This is a genomic window from Roseovarius gaetbuli (assembly GCF_900172365.1).
Lineage (GTDB): Bacteria > Pseudomonadota > Alphaproteobacteria > Rhodobacterales > Rhodobacteraceae > Roseovarius > Roseovarius gaetbuli.
In genome coordinates, this window is record NZ_FWFJ01000007.1 from 1 (window position 1) to 26,446 (window position 26,446).

At 62.5% G+C, this 26,446-nt stretch carries 28 protein-coding genes and 1 pseudogene; 16 read left to right on the top strand and 13 right to left on the bottom strand.

Going from position 1 to position 26,446, the window contains the following annotated elements; genetic code table 11:
• Both ROG8370_RS21385 and ROG8370_RS05120 read right to left on the bottom strand, forming a co-directional pair.
• A pseudogene (locus ROG8370_RS21385) lies at positions 1 to 124 on the bottom strand (IS110 family RNA-guided transposase); the annotation flags it as partial.
• A 273-nt stretch (positions 125 to 397) separates the two neighbouring features.
• Positions 398 to 3,532 carry a valine--tRNA ligase gene (locus ROG8370_RS05120; protein WP_085826009.1) on the bottom strand — a complete coding sequence of 1,045 codons (3,135 nt, stop codon included), beginning with the start codon at positions 3,530 to 3,532 and terminating at the stop codon, positions 398 to 400.
• 152 nt (positions 3,533 to 3,684) lie between these two features.
• Here ROG8370_RS05120 and ROG8370_RS05125 point away from each other — a divergent pair, with 152 nt between their 5' ends.
• Positions 3,685 to 4,656, top strand: coding sequence for a zinc transporter ZntB (locus ROG8370_RS05125; protein WP_085826101.1), 972 nt, complete (start codon positions 3,685 to 3,687; stop codon positions 4,654 to 4,656).
• A gap of 66 nt (positions 4,657 to 4,722) precedes the next feature.
• Here the strand turns inward: ROG8370_RS05125 and ROG8370_RS05130 are convergent, their stop codons facing one another.
• Positions 4,723 to 5,157, bottom strand: coding sequence for an Lrp/AsnC family transcriptional regulator (locus ROG8370_RS05130; protein WP_085826010.1), 435 nt, complete (start codon positions 5,155 to 5,157; stop codon positions 4,723 to 4,725).
• A gap of 111 nt (positions 5,158 to 5,268) precedes the next feature.
• Between ROG8370_RS05130 and ROG8370_RS05135 the strand changes: the two genes are divergently transcribed.
• From ROG8370_RS05135 to ROG8370_RS05145, 3 genes are all read left to right on the top strand, one after another.
• Complete coding sequence (locus ROG8370_RS05135) at positions 5,269 to 6,399, top strand: type III PLP-dependent enzyme (RefSeq protein ID WP_085826011.1); 1,131 nt, start codon at positions 5,269 to 5,271, stop codon at positions 6,397 to 6,399.
• Between the two features lie 68 nt (positions 6,400 to 6,467).
• Positions 6,468 to 8,765 (top strand): xanthine dehydrogenase family protein molybdopterin-binding subunit, encoded by a 2,298-nt coding sequence (locus ROG8370_RS05140; RefSeq protein WP_085826012.1) that lies wholly within the window; start codon positions 6,468 to 6,470, stop codon positions 8,763 to 8,765.
• Positions 8,740 to 9,828 carry a T6SS phospholipase effector Tle1-like catalytic domain-containing protein gene (locus ROG8370_RS05145; protein ID WP_085826013.1) on the top strand — a complete coding sequence of 363 codons (1,089 nt, stop codon included), beginning with the start codon at positions 8,740 to 8,742 and terminating at the stop codon, positions 9,826 to 9,828. The genes ROG8370_RS05140 and ROG8370_RS05145 overlap by 26 nt, the downstream gene beginning before the upstream one ends.
• A 53-nt stretch (positions 9,829 to 9,881) precedes the next feature.
• On the opposite strand, the gene ROG8370_RS05150 is transcribed toward ROG8370_RS05145, so the two are convergent.
• Positions 9,882 to 10,373 (bottom strand): PaaI family thioesterase, encoded by a 492-nt coding sequence (locus ROG8370_RS05150; RefSeq protein WP_085826014.1) that lies wholly within the window; start codon positions 10,371 to 10,373, stop codon positions 9,882 to 9,884.
• A 62-nt stretch (positions 10,374 to 10,435) separates the two neighbouring features.
• Positions 10,436 to 11,302, bottom strand: a complete 867-nt coding sequence (gene metF / locus ROG8370_RS05155; protein ID WP_085826015.1) for a methylenetetrahydrofolate reductase [NAD(P)H] — start codon at positions 11,300 to 11,302, stop codon at positions 10,436 to 10,438.
• A gap of 103 nt (positions 11,303 to 11,405) precedes the next feature.
• Between metF and ROG8370_RS05160 the strand changes: the two genes are divergently transcribed.
• Positions 11,406 to 12,311 (top strand): LysR family transcriptional regulator, encoded by a 906-nt coding sequence (locus tag ROG8370_RS05160; RefSeq protein ID WP_085826016.1) that lies wholly within the window; start codon positions 11,406 to 11,408, stop codon positions 12,309 to 12,311.
• Here the strand turns inward: ROG8370_RS05160 and ROG8370_RS05165 are convergent.
• Positions 12,308 to 13,168 carry a helix-turn-helix domain-containing protein gene (locus ROG8370_RS05165; protein ID WP_085826017.1) on the bottom strand — a complete coding sequence of 287 codons (861 nt, stop codon included), beginning with the start codon at positions 13,166 to 13,168 and terminating at the stop codon, positions 12,308 to 12,310. The genes ROG8370_RS05160 and ROG8370_RS05165 overlap by 4 nt on opposite strands.
• A gap of 108 nt (positions 13,169 to 13,276) precedes the next feature.
• Here ROG8370_RS05165 and ROG8370_RS05170 point away from each other — a divergent pair, with 108 nt between their 5' ends.
• From ROG8370_RS05170 to ROG8370_RS05180, 3 genes are all read left to right on the top strand, one after another.
• On the top strand, positions 13,277 to 13,483 hold the full coding sequence (locus ROG8370_RS05170) for a DUF2061 domain-containing protein (RefSeq protein WP_085826018.1): 207 nt from the start codon (positions 13,277 to 13,279) through the stop codon (positions 13,481 to 13,483).
• Entirely contained in the window at positions 13,476 to 14,381 is a 906-nt protein-coding gene (locus tag ROG8370_RS05175; RefSeq protein ID WP_245827211.1) for a fatty acid desaturase, read from the top strand. Before ROG8370_RS05170 ends, ROG8370_RS05175 begins: the two co-directional genes overlap by 8 nt.
• A gap of 100 nt (positions 14,382 to 14,481) precedes the next feature.
• Entirely contained in the window at positions 14,482 to 15,384 is a 903-nt protein-coding gene (locus ROG8370_RS05180) for an EamA family transporter (RefSeq protein WP_085826020.1), read from the top strand.
• On the opposite strand, the gene ROG8370_RS05185 is transcribed toward ROG8370_RS05180, so the two are convergent.
• Together ROG8370_RS05185 and ROG8370_RS05190 are read right to left on the bottom strand one after the other, a co-directional pair.
• Complete coding sequence (locus tag ROG8370_RS05185; protein ID WP_085826021.1) at positions 15,359 to 16,063, bottom strand: NUDIX hydrolase; 705 nt, start codon at positions 16,061 to 16,063, stop codon at positions 15,359 to 15,361. The genes ROG8370_RS05180 and ROG8370_RS05185 overlap by 26 nt on opposite strands.
• A gap of 24 nt (positions 16,064 to 16,087) precedes the next feature.
• Positions 16,088 to 16,477: a DUF983 domain-containing protein gene (locus ROG8370_RS05190; RefSeq protein ID WP_085826022.1), complete on the bottom strand. Its 390-nt coding sequence runs from the start codon at positions 16,475 to 16,477 to the stop codon at positions 16,088 to 16,090.
• 248 nt (positions 16,478 to 16,725) lie between these two features.
• Between ROG8370_RS05190 and ROG8370_RS20735 the strand changes: the two genes are divergently transcribed.
• The 4 genes from ROG8370_RS20735 (at position 16,726) to ROG8370_RS05210 (ending at position 18,945) form a co-directional block, all read left to right on the top strand.
• Entirely contained in the window at positions 16,726 to 17,394 is a 669-nt protein-coding gene (locus ROG8370_RS20735; protein WP_085826023.1) for an EF-hand domain-containing protein, read from the top strand.
• A 96-nt stretch (positions 17,395 to 17,490) separates the two neighbouring features.
• Positions 17,491 to 18,069, top strand: a complete 579-nt coding sequence (locus tag ROG8370_RS05200) for an RNA polymerase sigma factor (RefSeq protein WP_085826024.1) — start codon at positions 17,491 to 17,493, stop codon at positions 18,067 to 18,069.
• The gene (locus ROG8370_RS05205) at positions 18,062 to 18,415 is read left to right on the top strand and encodes a hypothetical protein (RefSeq protein ID WP_085826102.1); all 354 of its coding nucleotides are present in this window, start codon (positions 18,062 to 18,064) and stop codon (positions 18,413 to 18,415) included. Before ROG8370_RS05200 ends, ROG8370_RS05205 begins: the two co-directional genes overlap by 8 nt.
• The gene (locus ROG8370_RS05210) at positions 18,415 to 18,945 is read left to right on the top strand and encodes a periplasmic heavy metal sensor (protein WP_085826025.1); all 531 of its coding nucleotides are present in this window, start codon (positions 18,415 to 18,417) and stop codon (positions 18,943 to 18,945) included. Before ROG8370_RS05205 ends, ROG8370_RS05210 begins: the two co-directional genes overlap by 1 nt.
• Before the next feature lie 18 nt (positions 18,946 to 18,963).
• Here the strand turns inward: ROG8370_RS05210 and ROG8370_RS05215 are convergent, their stop codons facing one another.
• The 4 genes from ROG8370_RS05215 to ROG8370_RS05230 are packed head-to-tail and all read right to left on the bottom strand — an operon-like array spanning position 18,964 to position 21,404.
• The gene (locus tag ROG8370_RS05215; protein ID WP_085826026.1) at positions 18,964 to 19,443 is read right to left on the bottom strand and encodes a DUF6505 family protein; all 480 of its coding nucleotides are present in this window, start codon (positions 19,441 to 19,443) and stop codon (positions 18,964 to 18,966) included.
• Positions 19,440 to 20,147, bottom strand: coding sequence for a biotin/lipoate--protein ligase family protein (locus tag ROG8370_RS05220; protein ID WP_085826027.1), 708 nt, complete (start codon positions 20,145 to 20,147; stop codon positions 19,440 to 19,442). The genes ROG8370_RS05215 and ROG8370_RS05220 overlap by 4 nt, the downstream gene beginning before the upstream one ends.
• A complete protein-coding gene (locus ROG8370_RS05225; protein ID WP_085826028.1) occupies positions 20,144 to 21,208 on the bottom strand; it encodes an Mrp/NBP35 family ATP-binding protein in 1,065 nt (354 codons plus the stop codon). Before ROG8370_RS05225 ends, ROG8370_RS05220 begins: the two co-directional genes overlap by 4 nt.
• A 1-nt stretch (position 21,209) precedes the next feature.
• Complete coding sequence (locus ROG8370_RS05230) at positions 21,210 to 21,404, bottom strand: DUF6494 family protein (RefSeq protein WP_085826029.1); 195 nt, start codon at positions 21,402 to 21,404, stop codon at positions 21,210 to 21,212.
• Between the two features lie 24 nt (positions 21,405 to 21,428).
• Between ROG8370_RS05230 and ROG8370_RS05235 the strand changes: the two genes are divergently transcribed.
• Positions 21,429 to 22,250 (top strand): cytochrome c family protein, encoded by an 822-nt coding sequence (locus ROG8370_RS05235; RefSeq protein WP_085826103.1) that lies wholly within the window; start codon positions 21,429 to 21,431, stop codon positions 22,248 to 22,250.
• Here the strand turns inward: ROG8370_RS05235 and ROG8370_RS05240 are convergent.
• The gene (locus tag ROG8370_RS05240; RefSeq protein ID WP_085826030.1) at positions 22,244 to 24,202 is read right to left on the bottom strand and encodes a 4Fe-4S binding protein; all 1,959 of its coding nucleotides are present in this window, start codon (positions 24,200 to 24,202) and stop codon (positions 22,244 to 22,246) included. The genes ROG8370_RS05235 and ROG8370_RS05240 overlap by 7 nt on opposite strands.
• A 353-nt stretch (positions 24,203 to 24,555) precedes the next feature.
• Here ROG8370_RS05240 and ROG8370_RS05245 point away from each other — a divergent pair, with 353 nt between their 5' ends.
• From ROG8370_RS05245 to ROG8370_RS05255, 3 genes are read left to right on the top strand one after another with little or no spacing between them, the layout of a single operon-like run.
• On the top strand, positions 24,556 to 25,134 hold the full coding sequence (locus ROG8370_RS05245; protein ID WP_245827212.1) for a DUF3305 domain-containing protein: 579 nt from the start codon (positions 24,556 to 24,558) through the stop codon (positions 25,132 to 25,134).
• Complete coding sequence (locus ROG8370_RS05250) at positions 25,131 to 25,772, top strand: DUF3306 domain-containing protein (RefSeq protein WP_085826031.1); 642 nt, start codon at positions 25,131 to 25,133, stop codon at positions 25,770 to 25,772. Before ROG8370_RS05245 ends, ROG8370_RS05250 begins: the two co-directional genes overlap by 4 nt.
• Positions 25,769 to 26,398: a TorD/DmsD family molecular chaperone gene (locus ROG8370_RS05255; RefSeq protein ID WP_085826032.1), complete on the top strand. Its 630-nt coding sequence runs from the start codon at positions 25,769 to 25,771 to the stop codon at positions 26,396 to 26,398. Before ROG8370_RS05250 ends, ROG8370_RS05255 begins: the two co-directional genes overlap by 4 nt.
• Positions 26,399 to 26,446: the final 48 nt, after the last annotated feature.

Here is a 26,446-nt window from a genome sequence, read left to right on the forward strand (position 1 = left end):
ACATGAATTTCCAGAACTGGGGCCGTGTCAGTTTTTTGCGGAATTGTTCCTTCCCCGACAGCAATGCCCCGTGAACCTGGAAAATACTCTTCGCCAGATCTACACCAATCATTGTATCCTTCATTTTGCCGTCCTCTCCGTTAGATGGTCTACAGACCACCATCTTGGCACATTGCGATGCCGTCAGGGGAGGGCGGCAACCACCCCATCTTCAGTACCTGGAACAGCACATCGCTGATCCTACCGGCGCCAGCCGGTAGTGGTTCAGTATTTAGAGAACGAGGAAAGCTGGCTTGCTTCTTCTTGCTCCAAATATCCCAGCCGGAGGCCCAAATCTCTTTTGGACCAGCCTTGCCTGAACACGCGCCCTTCCGGGTGAGGGAAGGGCGCGCAGGATTTAGCCGAGTTCCGCCAGACGGGCGAGGGCAGCGCGTAGTTTGCCCTCTTCTTCTTCGCGCAGAGCAAGGTTTTCGCGCGCCTCATCGACCACCTCATCGGGGGCGGAGGCGACGAATTTGGGGTTGTTGAGGCGACCGCGCAGACCGCCAAGCTCTTTTTCGAGCTTGCCAAGCGTCTTTTCAAGCCGCGTCTTTTCTTCGCCCACGTCGATGATATCGGCCAGCGGCAGGCCAAAACTGCCGCCCTCTACCGCGATGGTGACACAGCCTTTGGGGAAGGTCTCGGTATCGGTCAGGCTGTCGATGCGCGCCAGGCGCTTGATCATAGCCTCGTTGCGCTCCCATGCCCTGCGCCCGGCCTCTGACAGTTCGCTCACCAGAACCGGGATATAAAGCCCCGCCGGCACATGCATCTGCGCGCGCGCCGAACGGACCTGTTCGATAAGCCCGATCACCCAGTTCATTTCGCGGTCGGCCTCGGGGTTGATCAACTCGTTGCCATAGGTCGGCCAATCGGCATGCACCAGCATCGTGTCGCGCTTGTCCGCCAGCGTATCCCAAAGCTCTTCGGTCACGAAGGGCATGATCGGGTGCAACAGGATCAGGCATTGGTCGATCACCCAGGCCATCGTCGCCTGTGTTTCGGCCTTGGTGGCGGCGTCGCCATCCATCAAGAGCGGCTTGGAAAACTCCACATACCAGTCACAGACCGTGCCCCAGACAAAGGCATAGAGCGCGTTGGCCGCGTCGTTGAAGCGGAAGTTTTCAAGCGCCTCGTCAACCGCCAGCCTGGCCTTGGCGACCTCGCCCACGATCCAGCGGTTAACCGTGGCCTCGGGGGTCGGGACCTGTCCGTCGCTGCCGATGGCCTCGTTCATCTCGGCAAAGCGCGCCGCATTCCAGAGCTTGGTGCCAAAGTTGCGATAGCCCGCCACGCGCTGCGTCGAGAGCTTGAGATCGCGGCCCATGGCGGCCATCGCCGTCAGCGTAAAGCGCACTGCATCGGCGCCGTATTCGTCGATAAGGTCAAGCGGGTCGATCACGTTGCCAAGCGATTTCGACATCTTCTTGCCCTTCTCGTCGCGCACGAGAGCATGGACATAGACATGGGAAAACGGCTTTTGCCCGACCACGGCATATTGCATCATCATCATCCGGGCGACCCAGAAAAAGATGATGTCGAACCCGGTGATCAGCACCGAGGTCGGGAAGTATTTCTTGAGTTCGTCGGTTTCCTCAGGCCAGCCAAGCGTGCCGATCGGCCAGAGACCGGAGGAGAACCAGGTGTCGAGGACGTCGGGGTCTCTATCCAAAAAGACTTGGATGCCAGAACTTGAAACGGAATCATTTAATTCATTTGCGTATTGTGCAGTTCCGTCCGCTAAATCACTTAATGTTTCTCTTTCACTTTCTTGTAAAAGCTTTCTGGCGAGCTTCTTGGACTCCACGGGTTCGGTGCTTACTAAAAAAATTTCAGCCCCATTCGGATAATACGCTTCTGCTAACTTGATCGCCTCAGCCTCACTTGGCGCGCAAAACTGCTTGTCTTTGGTGTCTGAAAGCGTTCCGTCTTTTTCGAGCGTCGGCCCAAACCATACCGGGATCTGATGCCCCCACCAAAGCTGGCGCGAGATGCACCACGGCTCGATATTCTCGAGCCAGTGGAAATAGACCTTGCGGTCACTCTCGGGCATGATCGTGACTTCGCCCGAGCGCACGGCATCAAGGGCGGGGTCGACGATCTTGGCGGTGTCGACGAACCACTGATCGGTCAGCATCGGCTCGATCACCACCTTGGAGCGGTCGCCAAAGGGCTGCATGATCGGTTTCGGCTCGACCAGCGGCACAAGCGAGGCCTCGCGTGGATCGCCGCCCTCTTCGGGCGCGACCGGGGTATGGGCGGCCTTGCCAAGGCGCGGATCGTTCTCGGGCACCATGACGGCAAGGCCCTCGTGGGTGATCTCTTCCACGACCTTGGCGCGCGCTTCGAACCGATCCAATCCACGCAAGTGGTCGGGGATCAGGTTGAGCGTGTCGACCTCGGCGCCGGTGAACTCGGCCCCTTCGGCGATGGCCTGGGCGCGGGTCGCCGCCTCGGCGTAGGGCGCGCCGTCGTCGCGCATGTGGCCCTTGGTATCCATCAGGCGATACATCGGGATGTTGCCGCGCTTGGCGACCTCATAATCGTTGAAGTCATGCGCGCCGGTGATCTTGACCGCCCCCGAGCCAAAGGTCGGATCGGGATATTCATCGGTGATGATCGGGATCAAGCGGCGATGTTCCTTGGGTCCAACCGGAATTTCGCAAAGTTTCCCGACGATTGCGGCGTAACGCTCATCCGATGGATGAACGGCCACCGCGCCGTCGCCAAGCATGGTTTCGGGCCGTGTCGTGGCAATCGAGATGTAATCGCGTTCTTCGGTGAAGAGCACGTTTCCGTCCTCATCCTTCTCGACATACTCATATGTCTCACCACCCGCGAGCGGATATTTGAAGTGCCACATATGGCCCGGCACTTCGGTGTTTTCGACCTCGAGATCGGAAATTGCGGTTTCGAAATGCGGGTCCCAGTTGACCAGCCGCTTGCCGCGATAGATCAGGCCCTTGTTGTACATATCCACGAAGACCTTGATCACGGCGTCGTGAAAATTGCCCTCTTCGCCCGCAGGCGCGCTGTCGGCGCCGGACATGGTGAAGGCCTCGCGCGACCAATCGCAAGAGGCACCAAGGCGTTTAAGCTGTCCAATGATGGTGCCACGCGATTTGATCTTTTGCTGCCACACGCGTTTTTCAAACGCCTCGCGGCCCATTTCAACGCGGGTGGGTTCACCATTGGCGGCCATGTCGCGTTCGGTCACCATTTGCGTGGCGATGCCGGCATGATCGGTGCCCGGCTGCCAGAGCGTGTCGTGGCCGCGCATCCGGTGCCACCGTACAAGGATATCCTGAAGTGTGTTGTTGAACGCGTGGCCCATATGAAGGCTTCCCGTCACATTGGGTGGCGGGATCATGATGCTGAAGGTTTCGGCACCGGGTTTGGCATTGGCCCCGGCCTTGAACGCCCCGGCCGTTTCCCATGCTTCATAGAGGCGGTTTTCGGCCTCGGTCGCGTTGAATGTCTTTTCCATCGCCATGACGTTGTTTCCTGCGCATTTGCGGTTTGCCTGACGTCTAGCGAATGCAGCGCGCAAGTGAAAGACTTGAGCGGCACTTTGTTGGCCGTTGGGTGGGTGACACGGGCGGCAATCGCGCGCAATGTGAGGGCAGACCGGATAAAGGGCAGGGCATGGACGGGATACGGCAATGGCGGATCGCGCCGGAAGGTGCGGCAGAGAGCGTCGCGACCGAGAGCAGCGCGTTTGCGCAGGCACCGGAGGGCGGCTTTACTTGGGTGCACGTGAATTGTGCCCATCCGGGCGCGCGCGAATGGCTTGAGGGCGCGCCGCTCGAGCCGCTGATCCTGCGCGCGCTTCTGGCGCCCGAAACGCGGCCACGTTGCACCACCCATGGCGAGGGGGTGTTGCTCAACCTGCGCGGGGTTAACCTTAATCCCGGCGACGAGGTCGAGGATATGGTGTCGCTTCGGATGTGGGTCAGCGAAAGCCTTGTGGTGACGGTGCAGCTGCGCCGCCTGATGGCGGTGAGCGATGTGCACGAGAGCATCGAGCGCGGGCAGGGGCCCGATGGCGCGGGCGAATTGGTGGCACGGCTGGCGTTGCGGTTGGCGGATCGGGTCGAGCCGGTGGTGGCGGGGCTGAATGAAAAGGTCGATGTGCTGGAGGATCAGGTGATCGAGGGGCTGAGTACGCTGAGCCGTCGCGATCTTGGTGACATTCGCCGGGTGGCCATCGTGCTGCGTCGTCACATGGCGCCGCAGCGTGACGCGCTGAGCACCTTTGAGATCGAGGATATGCCATGGCTGCGCCCCCATGATCGCAGCCGCCTGCGCGAGGCGACAGAGCGGATGACCCGGCTGGCCGAAGAGCTTGATGCGATCCGTGATCGCGCGCAGGTGGTGCATGATCAGATCATCGATGCCCGCGCCGAGGCGATGAACAAGCAGATGCTGTTGCTGTCGGTTGTGGCGGCGATCTTCCTGCCACTCGGGCTTTTGACTGGGCTGTTGGGGATCAATGTCGGCGGCGTTCCAGGGGTGGATAATCCGAATGCGTTCTGGATCGTCTGCGCCGGTCTGGTCGCGATCGGGTTCGTCCTGATGCTGGTGTTTTGGCGGGCGGGCCTTTTAGGTCGGCGATAGACAAGATTTTTCCGCGAAAAATCTTAGCCCAAGAAAATTCGTCGAATTTTCTTGGGTGGTGGCGGATCAGGCGCCGCGATCCAGTTTCGTGGACAGGTGAATTAGGCTCTCGGAGCTGCGCACGCCCTTGGCCTCGCCGATGCGGTCGAGCGTTTCGTCAAGTTCTTGGGTGGTCTTGGCCTCAAGCGTGACAATCAGGTCAAACCGCCCCGATGTGGTATGCACGCGACGCACTTGCGGCAGGGATTTGAGGCGTGCCAGCACTGCCGGGCCCGAACGCGGTTCAATGCTGACAAGGGCGGTGGCGCGCAGGGCCGGGCGGGCGTCTTGCCCAAGGCGAACGCTATAACCCGCGATCACACCGCTTGCCTCAAGCCGGTCAAGCCGAGCCTGGACGGTGGTGCGCGCGAGCCCAAGTTTGCGGGCCAATGTGGCCACAGGCAGGCGGGCATTTTCCGCCAGATGGGCCAGAAGATCGCGATCCGCTTCGTCAGTTTGCATATCTAAGCCTGCATTTTGCCGTCAATCTACGTCACTTTATACGAAGTGCCGCGATGAATCGACGCAAATTCGGGGCACACTGAATGGAAAAGAGCAGCACGAGGTTCCCCCATGCGCAATTCTCCCACCTGGCCCGATCCCCGCGCGCATATCCTGCGCCACGCACCCGACGCGGCGGTGCTGTATTTCAGCCCCGATATGCTTCAGGCTAGGGCGCGGCGGTTTCAGGCCGGGTTCGACGGGCTGGTGACCTACGCGGTCAAGGCCAACCCGTTCGAGGAGGTGCTCGCCAATTTGGTGGCGGCGGGGATCGGGGCGTTTGACGTGGCAAGCCCCGAGGAAATGCGCGCGGTGCGGCGGGTCTGTCCGACGGCGGTTCTGCATTACAACAACCCGGTCCGCTCGCCCGCCGAGGTGGCTGTGGCCTCCGATCTGGGCGTGCGATCGTTTTCGGTTGATTGCCTTGGCGAGCTGGACAAGCTGACCGGTCATGTCGCGCCGGATTCCGAGATAAGCGTGCGCCTTGCCCTGCCGGTGCGCGGGGCGGCCTACGATTTTGGCGCCAAGTTCGGCGCAGGCCCCGAGCGCGCGACCACCCTGTTGCAGGAGGTGGTCAAGCGCGGCTTTACCCCGTCGATGACCTTTCACCCCGGCACCCAATGCGCCGATCCGGCGGCTTGGGGCGCCTATATCGGCGTTGTCGCCGAGGTGGCCGAGGCGGCGGGCGTGCGGCTTGCCCGGCTCAATGTGGGCGGCGGGTTTGCCGCGCACCGGGTCGGCCCTGCCCCTGACCTTGAAGCGATTTTCGCCCATATCCGCACCGAGGTGGACCGCGCTTTCGGGGCGGCCGCGCCGGAATTGGTCTGCGAGCCGGGCCGCGCGATGGTGGCCGAGGCCTTTACGCTGGCGGTGCGCATCAAGGCGCTGCGCGAGTGCGGCGCAGTGTTCCTGAATGACGGGGTTTATGGCGGGCTCACCGAAATGCGCGATATCGGCGCGCCTGACCGGATTGCGGTGATGGCGCCCGATGGCACGTCGCGCACCGCCGCGCCGCGCGACCGCGTTGTCTTTGGCCCGACCTGCGACAGCATCGACCGTCTGCCGGATCCGCTGGCCTTGCCCGGCGATCTGCAAGAGGGGGATTATCTGCTGATCTCGGGCATGGGGGCCTATAGCCAAAGCCTGAGCACCGGCTTTAACGGTTATGGGTTAAGCGATGTGGTGACCTCTGCATCGGTTTAGGCGCGCGGCCTCTGGACATGGGCGGTTGTCGGGTTAGTGTCCCTGTCAAAGCGGATAGGGGACAGGCGATGGAAAAGTTCGGGAAAAGTCAGCCGGTGACGCGGGTCGAGGATGCGCGGTTTCTGACCGGTCAGGGCCGCTATGTTGATGATATCGCGCCCGAGGGGGCCTTGCGCGGGCATGTCTTTCGCTCGAACGTGGCACATGGCGTGATCACCGGGCTTGATCTTGACGGCGCGCGCGCCGCGCCGGGCGTGCATCTGGTTCTGGGCGCCGATGATCTGGCAGCGGCCGGTATCACCGAGGGGCTTGCCTTTAACCTAGTCAGCAATCGCGACGGCACCAAGGGCGCCGCCCCGCGCCGCCCGCTTCTGGCGGAAGGGCGGGTGCGTTTTGTCGGCGAGCCGGTGGCCTTTGTCGTTGCCGAAACACTTGATCAGGCCCGCGATGCGGCGGAGTTGATCGAGTTTGATTATGACGACCTGCCTGCGCAAATGGCCCTCGCGACGGGTGGCGAGGCTCTGCACCCCGAGGCGCCGACAAACCGCGCCTTTGACTGGGAGATGGGCGACAGCACCGCCGTCGAAGCGGCCATCGCCGAGGCGGCGCATGTGGTGCGCCTTACTGTGGCCGACAATCGGGTCATTGCCAATTCGATGGAGCCGCGCGGCTGTTTCGCCGAAATGCAGGGCGGGCGGCTTCACGTTTCGGTCAACGCCCAAGGGGTCTGGGGCACCAAGCGCAATCTGGCGCGCATTCTGGGCATGAAGCCAGAGGCGATCCGCGTCACCAACCCCGATGTCGGCGGTGGTTTTGGCACGAAGGCGATGGATTACCCCGAGACCTTTCTTGCGGCCCATGCGGCGCGCACCTTAGGGCGCCCCGTGCGCTGGATGTCAGAGCGCGGCGAGGCGATGCTGAGCGACAATGGTGCGCGCGCGCTTGAACATGATCTGGTGATGAGCTTTGACAGCGATCTGCGCATCACCGGATACCGCGTTGATACGCGCTGTGATCTTGGCGCCTATAACAGCACCATGGCACAGGCGATTCAGACCGATCTTTTTTCCAAGGTTCTGATGGGCACCTATGACGTGCAGGCGACCTATCTGCATGTGGAAGGGTTTTACACCAACACCACGCAGGTTGATGCCTATCGCGGGGCCGGGCGCCCCGAGGCGATCTATGCGCTTGAGCGGATCATCGACCGGGCCGCGCGCGAGCTTGGGGTTGATACATGGGAGTTGCACCGCCGCAATTTCATCCGGCCAGAGCAGTTTCCCTATGTCTCTTCCACCGGCGAGACCTATGACGTGGGCGAGTTCGACCGGGTGCTCAGCCGCGCCGAGGAATTTGCCGATCGCGCAGGCTTTGCCGCGCGCTGCGCCGAGAGCCGCGCGCGCGGTCGGCTGCGCGGGATGGGCCTGTGTTACTATATCGAAAGCATTCTGGGTAATCCCAGTGAAACGGCGAAGGTTGAATTTCATGAGGATGGGCGCGTGTCGATCTATGTGGGCACTCAAAGCAACGGACAGGGGCATGAGACGGTCTATGCCCGTTTCCTGGCCGATCAGACCGGAATCCCGATGGAGATGATCCGCGTCATTCAGGGCGACAGCGACCTGATTGCCAATGGCGGCGGCACCGGCGGGTCGCGCTCCGTCACCACGCAGAGCAACGCGACGCTGGCGACGGTGTCACGCATGATTGAGGCCTTCACGCCTTACCTTGCCGAGAAAATGGGCGTGGCGGCGGGCGATGTCGGCTTTGACGACGAGCGGTTTCGCGCGCCCGGCTCGAACCTGACGCCGACGCTGATTGAAGCGGCGGCACTGGCGCGGGCCGATGGGCGAAGCGACCTTTTGGTGCATGAGGAAACCGCGACCCTGCCGGGGCGCTCTTATCCCAACGGCGCGCATGTGGCCGAGGTCGAGGTTGATCCCGAGACCGGCGAGATCAGCGTTGAGCGCTACACGGTGGTTGATGATTTCGGAAACCTTATCAATCCCTTGCTGGCCGAAGGTCAGGTGCATGGCGGTGTCGTTCAAGGCATCGGTCAGGCGCTTTGGGAGCATGTGGTGCACGATGGTGACGGCCAGTTGCTCACGGCAAGTTTCATGGACTATGCGATGCCAAGGGCCAATGATGTTCCCATGTTTGGCTTTGCAACAGAGGCGGTGCCCTCGACCGCCAATCCGATGGGCATGAAAGGCTGCGGCGAGGCGGGGACGGTCGGGGCGATGGCGGCCACCGCCAATGCGGTGGCGGACGCACTATGGCAGGCGGGGGTGCGGCAGGCAGATATGCCGTTCACGCCGCACAGGGTATGGAAGATGGTAAATGACGGCATGGCGTCAGTGGGTTAAAACCCTATACGGGCTTCTCCGGCCGGGGCAGCATAGCGGGCATCCGGCCTTTGCGCGTCGGCGCGGCCCGGTCACCCATGTCCTTATTCTGGATGGCACCATGTCATCGCTCTCCGAGGGCTGCGAAAGCAATGCGGGCCTGACCTACAAGCTTTTGAGCGAGACCGTCGGCAGCGGCGTGTCGCTCTATTACGAGGCGGGGTTGCAATGGTATGACTGGCGCACGACGCCCAACGTGATGATGGGGCGCGGGCTAAATCGGCAGATCAGGCGTGCCTATGGCTATCTTGCCAGCCGCTATCGCCCCGGTGACCGGATATTCCTGTTCGGGTATTCGCGCGGCGCCTTTGCGGTGCGCTCGCTGGCCGGGGTGATCGACAAGATCGGCCTTTTGCGCGCCGAAGAGGCGACCGAGCGCAATGTCAGAACCGCCTATCGCCATTATCAATGCCGCCCTGATAGCGAGGCCGGAAAGGCGTTTACGCATGCCTATTGCCATGCATCGGTCGAGATCGAGATGGTCGGCGTCTGGGATACGGTCAAGGCCCTGGGCATGCGGATACCGATCCTCTGGCGGTTCCGGGCGGATGCGCATGACTTTCACAACCATCACCTTGGCCCGACGATCCGGCACGGGTTTCACGCGCTTGCGCTTGATGAGACCCGCAATGCCTATGCGCCGGTTTTGTGGACCTGCCCGCCGGATTTCGAGGGCGATGTGGAACAGGTCTGGTTTCGCGGAAGTCATGGCGATGTCGGCGGTCAGCTTGACGGGTTTCACGCGGCGCGCCCGCTGTCGAATATCCCGCTGATCTGGATGCTGGAGCAGGCGGTCGGATGCGGGCTTCATCTTCCCGAGGGGTGGCGCGGGCGGTTCAAGGTCGATATCGCCGCGCCCTCGGTGGGGTCGTGGCACGGTTGGGGCAAGATTTTCCTGTTGCGCAGCGCCCGGGTTGTCGGTGCCGATCCGTCAGAGCGGCTTCACGAAAGTGTCGAGGGGCGCAAGGTGCCTTTGAAGGGCGGCGCGCGGGCGATGATGGCGATGAAGGACGGCAGTGTCTAGCGGCCCCCTTTTCGGGAGGCCCACCCACCCACCCCCTCCCGAAAAGGGGGCCTCTATTGCGGGGGCGGGCGCATGATGATGCAGGTGGTCGATCCGGTGGCATAGAGGCGGTCGTCTTTGAGCCCGCGCAATTCGCCCGAGGCCACTGCGGTCGAGCGCCCCGAATGCGCCACCGTTCCAATCGCGCGCACCAGAGTGTCAAGCGGCAGGGCGCGGGTGATATTCACCTTGTATTCCAGCGTCGTATAGACCTCGCCGCGCGCCAGTCGGGTCATCACCGCGCAGCCCATGCAGCTATCAAGGATCGCCCCGAACCAGCCACCATGCACCCCGCGCATCGGGTTGGTGACGTCAAAGCCCGCCGCGCCCTCGAACACGACCCGCCCGTCTTCGGCCAGCACTGGCCAAAAGCCAAGCGTCGCCCCGATGGGCGGCCCGGCAAGCGTGCCCGCGATCATGTCCTGCATGAATTCAAGGCCCGACCGCGACAAGAGGTCGGACCTGTTGGGCAGATCGTCAAGCGATGTTGCGCGTCTCACTGTCATTTTCGGCCCCTCCTGATCCCTTGTCGCAAGGTAGGCGGGGTCGATAGGCGCGCGCAAGCCGCTTATGCGACGTGGCGCAGCTCCACCCGGGGCGTGACGCCAAGCGCGTGGCACACATCGCGCGTCAATTCGGGGCGGTTGAGCGTGTAGAAGTGCAAATCTTCCACGCCCCCCTCGATCAGATCGCTGCAAAGCTCGGTCGCAAGCGCGGTTGCCAAAAGGTCGTGACGGTTGTCGCGAATGGCCTTGTCAAACGCATCATCAAGCCATGCGGGCACCTGCGTGCCACAGGCCGTTGCAAACTTGCGCGTCCCGGTCCAGTTTTCAATCGGCAGGACGCCGGGGATGATCGGCGCGTTGATCCCGGCCTTGGCACAGGCATCGCGGAAGCGGAAAAACGTGTCGGCCTCAAAGAAGAACTGGGTGATTGCCTCGCTGGCGCCGACGTCGATCTTGCGCTTGAGCCAGTCGATATCGGCCTGCTGGCTGGCGGCCTCGGGGTGTTTCTCGGGATAGGCGCCTACGCGGATGTTGAATTTGCCGGTGTCGGCCAGCGCCGAGATCAGCTCGCAGCTATCGCCAAAGCCCTGCGGATGCGGGGCAAAGCCATTGGCGCCCTTGGGCGGATCACCGCGCAGGGCGACAATCTCGGTTACGCCGGCGGCGGCGAATTGGTCGGCGATTTCAAGGGTTTCCTCGCGGCTTGCATCGACACAGGTCAGGTGCGCCGCCACGTTAAGGCCGGTGGCCTTGTGCAGGGTGCCAACCGCGTCGCGGGTCAGCTCGCGGGTGGTGCCGCCGGCGCCGTAGGTGACCGAGACAAAGCGGGGCTCAAGCGGGGCGAGGGTCTGGACCGTGTCCCACAGGCGAAAAGAACCCTCAAGCGACTTGGGGGGGAAGAATTCAAACGAAATACGGGGCGTTTTCATTGCGGTAATCCTACTCGGGGTTATCTTGTTGCCCTCTTGTTGCAGGATGCGGTTTGTGAGACAACTTCATAAAATTCATGGTTTGAATGAGGTTCACTAATATATGCACATCGAGTTTCGGCATCTCAAGACGATCCGCGCCATTCATCAGGCCGGTGGTCTGGCCAAGGCGGCGGATCTGCTGCACATCACCCAATCGGCGCTGAGCCATCAGATAAAGGGCCTTGAAGATCAGGCCGGTGTCGAGCTTTTTGTACGTCGTTCCAAGCCCTTACGCCTGTCGGCCGCGGGGCATCGCCTGTTGCGGGTGGCCGAAAAGATCCTTCCCGAGATCGAGGCGCTTGAGGCCGAGTTCGAGGGGCTGCGCGAAGGCAGCGCCGGGCGGCTGCACATTGCGATCGAATGTCATGCCTGTTTCGAGTGGCTCTTTCCGGTGCTTGAGGCGTTTCGCAAGACATGGGGCGAGGTCGATGTTGATATCCGCCCCGGCCTTGCGTTTGACGCGCTTCCTGCCCTGCAAAAGGAAGAGGTCGATCTTGTGGTTTCCTCCGATCCAGAGAAGTTGCCGGGAATCATCTTCAAGCCGCTGTTTGATTACGAGCCGGTCTTCGTCGCCTCAAGCCAGCACCCGCTGGCGCAAAAGCCCTTTGTCGAGGCCGCCGATTTCCGCGATGAGGTGCTGATCACCTATCCGGTGGATCGCTCGCGTCTTGATGTCTTCACAGAGCTTCTGACCCCCGCCAAGGTCGAGCCGCGCAGCATTCGCCAGGTCGAGCTGACGGCGGTGATCCTGTTGCTGGTCGCCTCCAACCGGGGGGTTGCGGTGCTGCCTGATTGGGTGGTGCGCGAGGTCAAGACAAGCACCGATTACGTCACCCGCCCCCTGACCAAGAATGGCGTGACCAAACGGCTTTACGCCGCGATCCGCGAGGATGATGCCGACAAGCCGTTCATGGCGCATCTGTTGCGGTTGGCGCGTGAAATTCCGGTGCGGTTGCAGCGCAGTTAACCAAGCGCAGCGCGCAGCTCTGCAAGCCGCTCGGGAAGGGCGCGCGCGGTGATATCGGCCTCACGCAGGAGGTGGTCGAAATGCAGCGTCAGCGCTTGCACCCGTTCGGTATCGCGAAACACCATGTAATTGCGCCCGATATAAATCACCGCCAGCAGCGGGCCCAGAATTGTGACCGGCGCCGAATAGACCCGCCGCGCATCAAACAGGTAAAGCCGCAGACTTGGGTAAAGCTGGGTCGTGACCGTGATCAGGTGATCAAGCTGCTCGCGCCGTAGATCAAGCGGCAGGTCACGGTAATAGCCCTCGGCGCGGGCAAAGCTTTCAAGCTCGTGGATCGGCAGGGCGATTTCGTAATCCGAGCGCGCGGCGCGCATCCAGGCCATGCGATCCTCTGACGCGCCAATCGCCTGATCGGTGCTGCGCCCCAAATGCGGGGCGTATTCCCATTCCAGCATGGCGCGGGTCTTGAGCATATCCGGCAGGCCCGCAGGCACATGGCGGATCTTGTATCCGGCGGCTTCCTTGTGCCACTGAAATATCTGCTCATCCACAAGCGCACGCGGCGCCTCGGTCAGCGAGAGCGTATTGGCCAGCATGTCGGCGGTGGTTTCGGGCCGGTCGGTCAACCCCAAAAGCCAATCCGCCGAGACCCCGAGCGCACTGGCGCATTCGCCAACCACCTGCGCATTGGGAAGCCGCGCCGAGGGCCCTTTTAGCAGCTGCGAAATGGTCGAGCGATCCACCCCGATGGCGCGGGCAAGTGCGCTTTGGTTGCTCTGGCGCAGGCGCATCGCCTCGCCAAGACGGGTCCGGAACAGATCGGCGCGCAGCCGTTTGTCGATTTTTTCATTCATGTGGTGACTTAAATCATAGATGTAGAGATTTGTTAACCATATCCGAAGTGGCCAGCTTTACCAAAAGCGAACAGTTTCATCATAGATTTTGAAAAGGAAAGGCATGTCATGGAAACGCGGATGCGCACGATTGTAAAGGCGGTGATCTGGAACCTGATCGGCCTGGCGGTGATGGCCCTTGTGGGGGCCTTCATCACCGGATCGGTCATGGCGGGGGGCACAATGGCCCTGATCAACGCGGCAATCGGGCTCAGCAGCTATGTCCTTTACGAGCGTATCTGGACCCGCATCCAATGGGGGCGCTGTCTTGGATAGGGCGCGGCGCGGCGCGGTGGAGTGGCCAACTCTGGCCTTGCTGGTGCTTTGCTATGCGGGCTGGGCGATTGGCACCACCTGGGCTGCGGCGCTCTGGTTGCCGCTTGGAGTGGGGCTATGCGGGCTTTGCATCGCGCTCCATTCCTCGCTCAGTCATGAGGTTCTTCATGGTCACCCGTTTCGCACGCGCCGTTTGAACGAAGCCCTTGTTTTCCCCGCTTTGACCCTACTGATTCCCTATCAGCGGTTTCGCGACACCCATCTGGCGCATCACCGCGATGCGGTGCTGACCGACCCCTACGATGATCCGGAAACGAATTACCTTGACCCGGCTCTGTGGCGTAATTTGCCACGATGGGTGCAGGCGGTGTTGCAGGCCAATAACACACTGGCGGGGCGGATGCTCATCGGTCCGCTGGTCGGGCAGGTGTCTTTCATGGCGTCGGACTGGCGCGCGGTCCGGTCCGGCGACGGCGCCGTTCTGCGAGGCTGGCTCTGGCATTTTCCGGCGGTGGCGCTTGTGCTTATATGGGTAAAAGCGGCGCCCATGCCGATCTGGGCCTATCTCTGTGCGGCCTATCTGGGGCTGTCGGTTTTGAAGATCCGCACCTTCCTGGAACACCGCGCCGCGGATCGGGCTAATGCACGAACGGTGATTGTGGAAGATCGCGGGCCGCTCGCCCTGATCTTTCTGAACAACAATCTGCACGTGGTCCATCACGCGCACCCCAAGTTGGCATGGTATGAATTGCCGATGCGATATGCACAGAACCGCGCGCATTATCAGGCGCGCAATGAGGGGTATGTCTATCGTTCTTATGCAGAGGTTTTTCAACGCCATTTCTGGCGGGCCAAAGACCCTGTTCCCCATCCGCTCTGGCCATGGCGCCGTGGGTGAGGCCGGGCAAAAATATTCCCCTAATATTTTTAGCCTAAGATTTTTCGGCGAAAAATCTTAGGCTCTGGTCATTGCGGAAAATCCGGGGCAAGACAAGCTGATGGAAGCCTGGATACTCCTTTCCGTAGCGGCGGCTGCGTTTCAGACGTTGCGCTTCATGCTGCAAAAGCGCCTGAGCATGGGCGCGCTTACGGCTGGCGGGGCGACGTTGGCGCGGTTTTTCTATTCGGCGCCTTTGGTGGTGGCCCTGACCCTTGGCTATATTGCGCTGACCGGGGCGCCGCTGCCGGGGTTTTCGCCGTTGTTCTGGCTTTATGCGATGACCGGCGGTCTGACGCAGATCCTGGCCACATGGTGCGTTGTGGCGCTTTTTGCCGAGCGCAATTTTGCCGTCGGGATCACCTTCAAGAAAACCGAAGTGGTGCAGACCGCAGTCGTCGGACTGATCGTACTTGGCGATCGCATCTCGGCGCTTGGCCTTGGCGCGATCGTCTTGGGTCTTGTCGGGGTCTTGATCCTATCGGACACGCCGGGTCTTGAGGGGCGTTGGGTGCGTCGGATCGCGAACCGGGCGGCGTTTCTGGGTCTGGCCTCGGGGGCATTCTTTGCCATTTCCGCCGTGGGCTATCGCGGCGCCACGCTTGAGATCGCCAGCCAGGACCCGCTGTTGCGTGCCGGTGTCACCCTGGCCGTGGTCACGCTGGCGCAGACCTTTGCCCTTGGTGCCTGGTTGATCTGGCGCGAGCCGGGGCAGGTCAGGCGCGTAGCGGCTGCCTGGCGCAGCGCGGTCTGGATCGGCGTCGCGGGCATGATGGGCAGCTTGCTGTGGTTCACCGCCTTCACCCTTGAAAACGCGGCCTATGTCTTTGCCGTGGGACAGGTCGAGGTGATCTTTTCGCTCTGCGCCTCGGTGCTGTTCTTTGGCGAGAAAGTCACCCGGCGCGAAGCGCTTGGTATCGCGCTGGTCACCCTGTCGGTTATCGCCGTGGTTGCTTTCCGTTAAGCCGCAAAAACAGGCTTTCTTCGTCGTCATTGCGAAAGAACGGCACCGATTCAGGCGGCGCGGGATCATGGGCGCGGGCGGCGACCTCGGCCAAAACCACCTCGGTGATGAACGGCAGGTCGAACTTGCGTGCATCGCGCAGCGGCACCCATTGCAGATGCGAAAGCTCGTCGCAGGCCTCGGAGAAATCATCAAGATCGCCCGCGATCTCTTCGGCATCAACAAGGAAGAACCGCGCATCAAACCGGCGCGGCCGCCCCGGCGGCGTAATGGCGCGAAACACAAATTGTAGCGGGTGCGCCACTGGCACATGACCGCGTGCGGCAAATCCCTCCCAATCGGCGGGCACCTCGTCCAGCCAGTCACCGGGTTGCCCGAGGATCAAGCCGGTTTCTTCCCAAAGCTCTCGGATCGCGGCGGCGGCAAGCGCGTGTGCGAGATCCTCTTTGCTGTCTTCCAACAGACGCGCGGCGCAGATCACGGGCAGGGCGCGTGCCAGCGGCACACTGGCATCAGCGGCATCGACCGCCCCGCCGGGAAAGACGAATTTGTTGGGCATGAACGCCGCCTGCGCGCCGCGCTGTCCCATAAGGACATGCGGGTCGCCCATGCGATCACGCAAGGCGATCACGGTTGCGGCATTGCGAATGGCGGATTTATCCGGCGTCGTGCTGGTCATACTGGCCCTTTCAGCAGCAAAGGGTCAGTTGCCTCCTCCGAACCCATGCATCAGCCGGGCCCATTGGAAAGCAACAATCGCCCCTTTCAGTCGCGGCAAAAGGTAGAGCGACAGGGTGATGGTGCCAATAGCGAATATCGTGAACAGCACAAGCGGCTCGGGACGAAACTGCACGAACGCGATGTGCAAAAGCGGCGCCATCAGGTGACCGACGATCAGAATCGTAAGGTAGGCCGGCCCGTCGTCGGCGCGGTTGTGGCTAAAGTCTTCGCGACAGACCGTACAGGTGTCGCGCACCTTGAGATAGCTTTTCAGCAGCGGACCATTGCCGCAATTCGGGCATTTCCGGCGAAAGCCCCTGCGAAGCGCGGGCCAGAGGGCGCGGTCTGTGCTGATAGCGGTCTGATAGGTCATGGTAATCCCCGAAATTGATCTGGGCAAACTGGTGCAGATTGCGCCGCGAATAAAGGGGTCAGGGCGTCCTTGCGTCGCCATGTCGCAAAGCCGGGATCTAAAGGTGAGACACGCGCAGAAGGCGGTCTGCGAAAAAATCCACACAAGGCACGACGGAAACCGCAGCGGGTTGCGTATCAGTTTCAGGATTGGCCGATACCGGCCCGGTTCCTAAGGCCCACACACGATCACTTTGATGGAGAGAAAAAATGAAAAGACCAATTTTGGCTTCAGGCATACTTGCCGCCGTGATTGCGGCGACATCGACCTCTGTGATGGCTCAGCAAATGGGACAGGGCGGCATGCGCCACGGTCCCGGCTTTGATTTTGAAGAGCTGGATGCAGACGGCGACGGCAAGGTCACGCAGGAAGAAATGCAGACCCGCGCACAAGAGCGGTTCATGGCCGCCGATACCGATGGCGACGGCGCGATTTCAGCCGAAGAAATGACCGCCCGCATGCAGGCCCGCATGGCCGAACGGATGGCCGCAAGGGCACAGGCGATGATGGAGAGCCGCGACACCGACAAGGATGGCAAGATCTCCATGGATGAGATGCAGGCAGGCCGGATGGGCCGCATGTTCGAGATGCACGACAGCGATGGCGATGGCGCGATTTCCGCCGAGGAATTCGCCGATATCGGCAAGATGCACAAGGGCGCGCGTCAAAAAGACCGGTCCGGTCGCTATGCCGGGATGCATGGCGAGCATGGCAGGGGCCATCATGGCGCCAAAGGGCGCGGGTATGAAGGGCACCGGTATGACGGCCATGGCAAAGGGCATCACCGCGACGGCGGACATCATGACCATGACGATCACCACCATGACCACCATGACCACCATGACCACCATCACCACGGTCATCATGATCACCACTGATCTTTGATCAAGGTGGCGTGCCGACAGCGTTAAACCGCTGTCGGCCTTGTGGAGGGGCCCGCCTCCTGTGCAGTATGATACCTATGGAACACGGACATGCCGCTGGACACCATGAGTGATGAGCCGGATGAGGTTTTGCTGGTCTTGTTTGCCAATGGCAACGCGTCGGCCGCGCGTGCGTTGACCGCGCGTCTGACGCCGCGCGTTATGGGGCACGCCTATCGTCTGCTTGGCAATCACGCCGAGGCCGAGGATGTCACCCAGGAAGCAATGCTGCGCCTTTGGAAGATCGCGCCTGACTGGCGTCAGGGCGAGGCCAAGGTCACGACCTGGCTGTACCGGGTGGTGGCGAACCTTTGCACTGATCTGCGCCGACGTGCGCGGGGCGTTGCATTGGACAGCATCCCCGAGCCCGAGGATGGCCGCGCAAGTGTCACCGATCACATGCAGGCCGAGGCCCGCGCCGAGGCGCTCCAGACTGCCCTTGACCAATTGCCGGACCGGCAGCGACAGGCGGTTGTGTTGCGCCACATCGAAGGGCTGGCGAACCCCGAGATCGCCGAGATTATGGACATCACCACCGAAGCGGTGGAAAGCCTGACGGCGCGGGGCAAACGCGCGCTGACAGCCGCCCTTGCAGGGCGACAAGAGGAGCTTGGATATGGCGATGAGTGACAAAGACGATATGCCGGGGCTTGAGGTGTTCTTTGACGCCGCGCGCAGGCATGCCGCAGAGCCCTCTGCGGCCCTCATGGCCCGGATCGACGAGGACGCGCAGGCGGTTCAGGCCCTTGCGCAAAGACCCGCGCCGCAATCGACCCGCCGCAGCACGCTCTCGAGCCAGCTCTACCGGCTGCTTGGCGGATGGCCCGCAATGACCGGGCTTGCAACGGCGGCGGTGGCCGGGGTCTGGCTTGGCATAAGCCTGCCTGAGGGAATATTGGATGGGACAAGCGACGCCGCCTATCTTGTTGATGTTGCACCGGAATTGGCGTTTGATCTTGCCGGGGGAGATTTCTGATGGCGACGGGAACCGATAAAACCAACGACGACAAGTGCCCCACCCGGCTCGGCCCTTGGGTGCGTGGCCTTTTGGTGGTGTCGCTGGCGTTCAACCTTTTGGTGGTCGGCGTGATCGGCAGTTGGGCCTTGCGCCACGGCGGCACGCATGGCGGGCATCATCCCTCGCGGCTTGACATGGCGGGCGGGCCTTTGACCCGCGCGCTTAATGACGAGGATCGCCGCGAGATCGGTGAAAAGATGCGCGGCGCCTATCGCGATGGCGGGCGCACCCGCGCGGCGCAACGTGCCGGATTTGACGCACTTGTGGCCGATCTGCGCGCGGTGCCGTTTGACCCGGCCACGGTCGCCGCGCGGATGAGCGAACAGCGCGAGGGGTTTCGCGAGCGTTTCGAGATGGGTCAGCGGCTTTTGCTCGATCACCTTGCCACGATGAGCGACGCTGAGCGGGCCGCCTATGCCGACCGCCTTGAGGCGCGGATTGACGAGTATCGCGCCAGGCGGGTCGAAAGGACCGGCGACCGGGACTGACCGGCGCCGGTCTCTGGCCTATTCGTCAAGCGCGCCGTGGATCGCGAATTGCTCGATGCCCGCGTCCTGAGGCTCGATCGCGCGAAAGCTTTCGCGCACCCCCGCGTCGGTCAGATCGCGCGCCACCGTCAACAGGGTGTTGGCGGCATGCTCTTCGCAAAGCTCGACCATCTGCATGATCTCCTCGACGGCCACGGGCAGGGCGGCCTCGGCGTCGGGCGCGCCGTAGACATCGACAAAATGCTGGGCAAGGGCGCGCGCCAGCGTGTCGATCTCGGCCTGTTCGACCTGGGTCACGGCGACAAAGGTCACGCGGCCAAAGGTTTCCACCCCAAGCCAGCCGTTGGCAAAGGCCTGTCGCGCCTTGCCGGTCAGATCGGCCTCGCTCCAGTTGGAAAACTCGAAGCCGCCGGGCACACACCATTCACCGGTGCGCGCCGGGCTGTGATAGACGCGTTGATCGCTTTCATCGAAATGGATGGCACGGGCAAGTTTCATTGCGGTGACTCCAACAAGGTGCTGAGGGGGATAAGGTGGGTGGTGTCATTGTCGCGCAACAGCATGCCAAAACGCTCGTCGACGCCAAGGAATTTGCCCGCGATACCGTTCTGGCGCACATCCTCGCCCATGTCATGGGCCAGCGGGCGCCATTCGGAATGCAGATCCTTGCCGCCGTCTTCTTCCCAGCGGTTGATCCAGACAAGCGTATGACGCGCCCAGCTTTCCAGCAGGGCAACAGGATCAACCTCGGCACAGCCTTCGTCATAAAGCGCGGTCTGGTCGGGCCGGTCGCCGGGCCGCTCATTGATCTGCATCAGCGGCAGGTCGATCCCCACCACAAGCCAGCCGGGCAGGCCAGCAGGATCAGAGCCGCCCGCCGCCACCCGGAAATGCCCGCAGGCGGCGCCATTGATGCGGATACCGCCCGGCCATTCAAGATGCACGGCAACCTCGGGCGGGGCGAGCGCGCCAAGCGCGTTCTGAAACCCCACGCCACAGGCCGGCAGCATCGCCATCGCCTCTTCAAGCGGCACCTCGGGGGCCATGACAAGCGCCGCCAAAAGCCGGTTGGCGGTGATGTTATGCACGATAAGCCCCGCGTCACAGCCAAGGCTGGCCATGGCGCAGGCCTTCTCGAACGGATCAATGGCCCCGCTCACCGCCAGCCCCGACATGAGCGGTGGAAAGGCGGGCGTGCTCATGCGACGCCTGCCTCGATCATTTGGCGGGCAATGGCGCGGAACGCCTGCGCCTGCGGGCTATCGGGTTTGGAGACCACGATCGGTGCGCCCCCGTCCGCCGCCAGCCGGATATCCATATGCAGCGGGATTTCCGCCATCAAGGGCACGCCCAGCTTTTCGGCCTCGGCCGCAACGCCGCCATGACCGAACACGTGCTCTTCATGGCCGCACTGCGAACAGATATGCGTCGACATGTTCTCGATCATGCCCAGAACTGGCACGTTAAGCTGGTTGAACATGTCGATGCCCTTGCGCGCATCCAAAAGGGCGATGTCCTGCGGCGTCGAGACGATGATCGCGCCGTCGACCTGCGCCTTTTGCGCAAGGGTCATTTGCACGTCACCGGTGCCGGGCGGCAGGTCGACCAGAAGCACATCCAAAGCGCCCCACTGGACCTGCATCAGCATCTGTTGCAGCGCGCCCATCAACATCGGACCGCGCCAGACAACCGCCTGACCTTCGTTGGTCATCAGGCCAATCGACATCATCGTGACGCCGTGATTGCGCATTGGCAGGATGGTCTTGCCATCCGGGCTTGAGGGGCGACCAGACACGCCAAGCATACGCGGCTGGCTTGGCCCGTAAACATCGGCATCCAAAAGCCCGACGCGGCGCCCCTCGGCGGCGAGTGCACAGGCGAGGTTGGCCGAAACGGTGGATTTGCCGACCCCGCCCTTGCCGCTGGCGATGGCGATCAGGTGATTGACGCCGGGCACCTTTTCGGGGCCCTTTGGCTCTGCCTTGCGGTTGGGTTTGAGATCGGGCGGCGCCTTGGCGGAATGCCCGGTCAGCACGACCGACACCTCGGTGACACCCTCAAGCGCGCGCACGGCGGCCTCGGCGGCGTCGCGCACCGGGCCATAGGCCTCGGCCTTGGCCGGGTCGATTTCCAGAACGAAGCGCACCGTGCCGCCCTCGACATTCAGCCCGCGGGTGACCCCGGCCGAGACGATATCAGAGCCGCTGACCGGATCGGTGATTTGTTTCAATGCGTCCAGAACGCTGTCGCGGGTAAGGGCCACCTTAGTTTTGCCCCTTGATCGTACCGGTGACCACATGCTCGATATCGAGCCCGTCAACGGTAAGAACCACTTTGGCGCTGAACTCTTGCCCGGCGGTGTCGCCCGCGTTGCGCATGCCTTCTTCGATGGCCTGCTGCGAGGTCACGCCGACCTGTTTGAGGAATTTGCGCATCGACATGTTGAAATCTTCGCTCATGTGTCTCTCCGTTTGGTGTTCAAGATGGTTGACGCAGACATGCGGCTGTTTCTAACGTGGGTCATGCAAGGATGGAACCCAAGCCCGAACCGTGTGCTGCGGATGATCATTTTCTGTCTGGCGGCGCTCTTGCCGACGCTCTTGCCCCTGAGCGCGAGCGCCGACGACCGCCTGTTTCGCCTGAGCGCGCCCGAGGCGCTGATCGCCAGCGGCTTGCTCGATTACCTGCGCCCGCGCTTTTCGCTCAAGACCGGCGTGCGGATAGAGATCTTGAGTGGCGATGGCGAGGCCGAAATGGCCTTTGGCAAGACCGAGGGGCGCGCGGTTTTCATCGGCGAGGGCACGACTTGGCGGATGCGCCTGCGCGGCACGCATGCGGGCGCGACGCGGTTTGCCGATTGGCTGACCTCCGAGATCGGACAGCGCACCCTGACGAGCTTTGAGGTCGACGGGCGCGCGCCCTTTTCCCTGCCAGAGGTCGAGGAGAGGGCCGAGGTTGCCCTTGTGTTCGAGGGCGACGCCGTGGCCGGCAAGGGCCTGTCGCTGCGCCATTGCGGGCGCTGTCACGTGGTATCCGAAGAAAACCGGATGAACGCCATCGGTTCGACCCCGTCGTTCGCGGTGCTGCGCGCGCTGCCCGATTGGGGCGCGCGGTTTCAGGGTTTTTTCGCGCTCAACCCGCACCCTGCCTTTACCCAAGTCGCAGAGATCACCGAACCCTTCGCCGATCACTTTCCGCCCCCAATCGTGCCGGTCGAGATCACGCTTGATGATCTCGAGGCCATCATGGCCTATGTCTCGCGGGTTGCCCCCGCCGACCTTGGCGCACCGATCAGGCATCAGTGATCCTTGCGCTTGCTGAGGTAATCCTCGGTGGTGCGCACGGCCGGGCGTTCGGCCCCGGCGAAGGGGTTGTTCTTTGAATGATACTGGGCGTTGATCCGGCAGCCATCGCACATCTGGATCATCTTGGCGGTGTCCGAGGTGGCGAACATCGAATGCTTGCCTGCCAGCTTTTCAACCACCTTTTCGACGGTTGATTTCACCCCGAACAAGGCGCCGCATTCGATGCAGGCAAACGGCTCTTCCTCGTTCAGCACCACCTGTGTCAGGGCGGAATCCCCAAGGTTCATGCGTGGTTCCAGCGTGATCGCCTGTTCCGGACAGATCGTGGCGCAGATTCCGCATTGCAGACAGGCATCCTCCTGAAAGCGCAGCTGCGGCATGTCGGGGTTGTCAAGCAAGGCCCCCGACGGGCAGAGCGACACACAGCTCAGGCAGAGCGTACAGCTATCGGTATTGACCAGCACCGCGCCATAGGGTGCGGCCTCGGGCAGGGGCAGAACCTCATCGCCGGGCGTGAGCGTCTTGGCCGCAAGGCGCGCCACCTGACGGCGGCTTCCCATCGGCAGGATCGGATCGGCGCAGGGCGCAGGTGTCTCGCCCGCATCATAAAGCGCATCGCAGAGAGCATCGGGATCGCTTAGGTCCAGAAGGGTCACGCGGCCCGCACCGGCCATCGCCTGCGCCAGCGGAATTTCAAGGTCGAGCGCGTCGCGCTCGGCGCGCGGCGACACGAGGATCGCCACCTCGGCAAAGCCCGAAGCAAGCGCCGCCAGGATTTCCGCATGGCCAAAGCCCGACAGGGCCTCGACCTCTAGCGGGATCACATCGGCGGGCAAGCCGCGCCCGTGACGGGCCGCAAGGCTGATCATCTGGCCGCCGTGATCGTGGTCACAGACCAACAGGCGCGGCGCGTCGCCGCCCGCCTTGCGATAGGCCGAGGCCAGCGTCTGAATGCGGCGAAAGGTGACATCGGGCGAGGGCGCATCATAAGTGATCGCGCCAGACGGACAGCGCGCGGCGCAAGCGCCACAGCCGGCACAGATCATCGGGTCGATGGTCACATGCTCGCCCATCGGCAGGATCGCCCCGGTGGGACAGATATCAAGGCATTTGCTGCACCCGGTCTGCTCGGCGCGGCTATGGGCGCAGATCAGCGGCTCAAGCGCGACGTAGAGCGGTTTTTCAAAGGTGCCGATCATCTGGGCGGCCTCGAATACCGCGTCCGAGACGGCAACAAGGCTGCCGGGATCGGCGCGCAGATAGCCTTCGCGCTTTTGCGGCGCCGGGAACATCGGCGTGGCGCCGGTCAGGTCAAGGATCACGTCACAGGCGGTCTGACCGCCATCGCGCGGCGCCCCCCAACCAAGCGCGCCACGGCCCGCCGGGTTGACCTGTTGCAGCGCGTCGATGGTAAGCTCGAACTGCCCGAGCGCGCCCTTGGCATGGGCCACGCGGCCCCGGATCGCATCGAAATTGCGGGTCTCCGGCGGGGCGCAGTCATCGGTCAAAAGCACCGTAACCCCAAGGAGCGGCGCCAGTTTTTCGGCCGCCGCAAGCACCACGTCAGAGGCCCCGATAATCAGGCAAAGCCCCTCTGAAATGACGTCCAGCGTCTTTTCGCGCGGCGCAGGCAGGCTTGCCTCGGCCAGAAGTGCGGCCATTTTGGGTAGTTTCGAGGCGCTGTCATCACTCCACCCGGCACGATCCCGCAGGTCGGCAAAGGCGGGCTCGGGGGCGCCGATATCGGCGGCCAGCTCTTCGAAAATCCGCTGTTCCTGACGGCAACAAATAATTGCCTCGCCGCCCTCGATGGCCTTGGCGGCCTGTCCGATTTCATCGGTGCAAAGCGCGGAATGCACCCGCGAACAGCCAAGGCCGGTGGCCTGTGCAAGGGCGTCGCTATCCAGCGTTTGAGTGCCGGAACAGTCGCACAAAATCAATTGCTTAGGCATTTTTACCCCAGTGTTTTCGCGATGTTGAGAAGAACGTTTGTTGCGTCAGTGCGGCGTCAGAGTAGGCATGATTCGACCCCGTCGTAAACAGCAATTCCAATCGCGCCAACCCGGCGCAACGGCCCAGGTCGGGGGCAGGTGATTCGTTTTCGATGGCCGCATTGTCGCAATTGCTGCAAGGCGGCGAAAGTGGCAGGTCGGTCAATCTGACCATGTTCATCCCTGAGGGGCAGAAATTCGGTCCAAAATGTCCTGTCTTCTCACTTGGTGGACCATTGCACACAGAAAGCGCTTTGAGTGGTCAGAAATCTGCACCAATCTGGGGTCAACCAGCCAGGGACGAAAAACCAAGCGTGATCTACAATCCGAAAACCTATGCCACGATCCCCGTCGGGGTCGTTATCCGCAGGGCACCCGGCGTGACCCGTTGGGCCGCTTGGTCGTGGCGCGCGGTTTCGGTCATGCCCGGCGCAGGGGCGGCGGATTGGCGCGTGTTGCGCCGCGATGGCGACACGGTGGATTATCACGCGGCCACCGCCCAGATGGAATTGCACGGCGCTGAAACCGAGGCCTATCTTCAGGGGATCTCCGCGCGGGTGCCTTCGGTCTACGTGGTGATGCGCCAGAATGTCGGCGCAGATGCGGCGAGCAAGCCTTTTCATGTGGTGCTGGTCACCGCCTCGCCCTTCGAGGCCCAGGATTACGCCGACACCGGCGAAGAGATCGTCGAGAAAGTCGCCATGCCCGAGGGGCTCGTGGCCTGGGTGCGCGAATTCGTCGATGCGCACCACCAGGAAGAAGAATTCAAGAAACGCCGCCGCGACAAGACCGATGTCAATCGTGTCGAGGATGGTGTCGGCGATCCGCGTATTCACCAGCTCAGCGATGTTTACCGCGCGCCTGCTTCCGTCCGTAAAGGACGGGTGCATTGAGCCGGGGCGATTTCTGGTCGCGCCGAAAGGCGCAGGTCGAGGCAGAAGCCGAGGCCGAGGCCCGCGCAAGCGAGGCGCAGGCCCTTGCCGCACGTGACGCCGAGCAGGCGGACAAGACCGACGCCGAGCTTCTGGAAGAGCTGGACCTGCCCGATCCCGACACGATGGGGCCGGGCGATGATTTCCGCGCTTTCATGACCAAGGCCGTGCCGGACCGGCTGCGCCGTCGGGCGCTGCGTCGGCTCTGGACGTCGAACCCGGCGCTGGCAAACCTTGACGGGCTGCTGGATTACGGCGAAGATTTTACCGACAAGGCCAAGGTGCTTAAGCACATGCAGACCGCCTATCAGGTGGGCAAGGGCATGACCGCCCATGTCGAGGAAATGGCCCGCCAGGCCGAGCTTGAGGCGAACCCGCCCGAGGAAGACGAGCTGCTGGAAGGCGAGTTGCCGCAGGAGGATGAGCCAGAGGCGGTTGTCGCCATGGCCGAGGGTGAGCCGGAAGAGAGTGCGGCCACAAGCGAGGCGCAAGAGGCAAGCGCGCCGCCCGTCGAGGTGGCCACGCAAGAGGCCGACGAGGCCCCGCCGCGCCGCCGAATGAGTTTCGTATTTCAAGATCAGACCGGAGCATCGGTATGACCAACCAAGAGGCCCTGATGGAAAACCAAAGTCCCGCGCATGAGATCACCGAAGAGGATCGCCTGCGCGCCGATCTTTACGACTACCTTGGCGTGATCCTGTCGCGCCCGCCCGAACAGGTCATGCTGGATCAGACCGCGACGCTCACCGGCGGCGACACCGAGCTTGGCACGGCGATCGGCGCCCTTGCGCGCATCGCGGGCCACAGCAAGGCGCGCGCGGTTGAAAGCGAGTTCAACGCGTTGTTCATCGGTCTTGGCCGGGGTGAATTGCTGCCCTACGCAAGCTACTACCTGACCGGCTTTCTCAACGAAAAGCCGTTGGCCGGGCTGCGCCGGGACATGGCCGCGCGCAGCATGACGCGCGCCCAGAACGTTTACGAGCCGGAAGACAACATCGCCTCCTTGATGGAGATGATGGCCGGGATGATCACCGGGCGCTATGGCAAACCCGCCAGCCTTGCGGATCAGAAACAGTTCTTCGGCAAACATATCGGCCCCTGGGCCGGTCACTTTTTCACAGATTTGGAAGCAGCGACCAATTCGGTTTTATATGCTTCGGTCGGCGCTGTCGGTCGGGTCTACATGGATATCGAGGCGCAGGGCTTCCGGATGAGCGCGGGCTAGCCCGCATAACCGGCGGGGCAACCCGTCATCACCCAAGGGAGGAACACC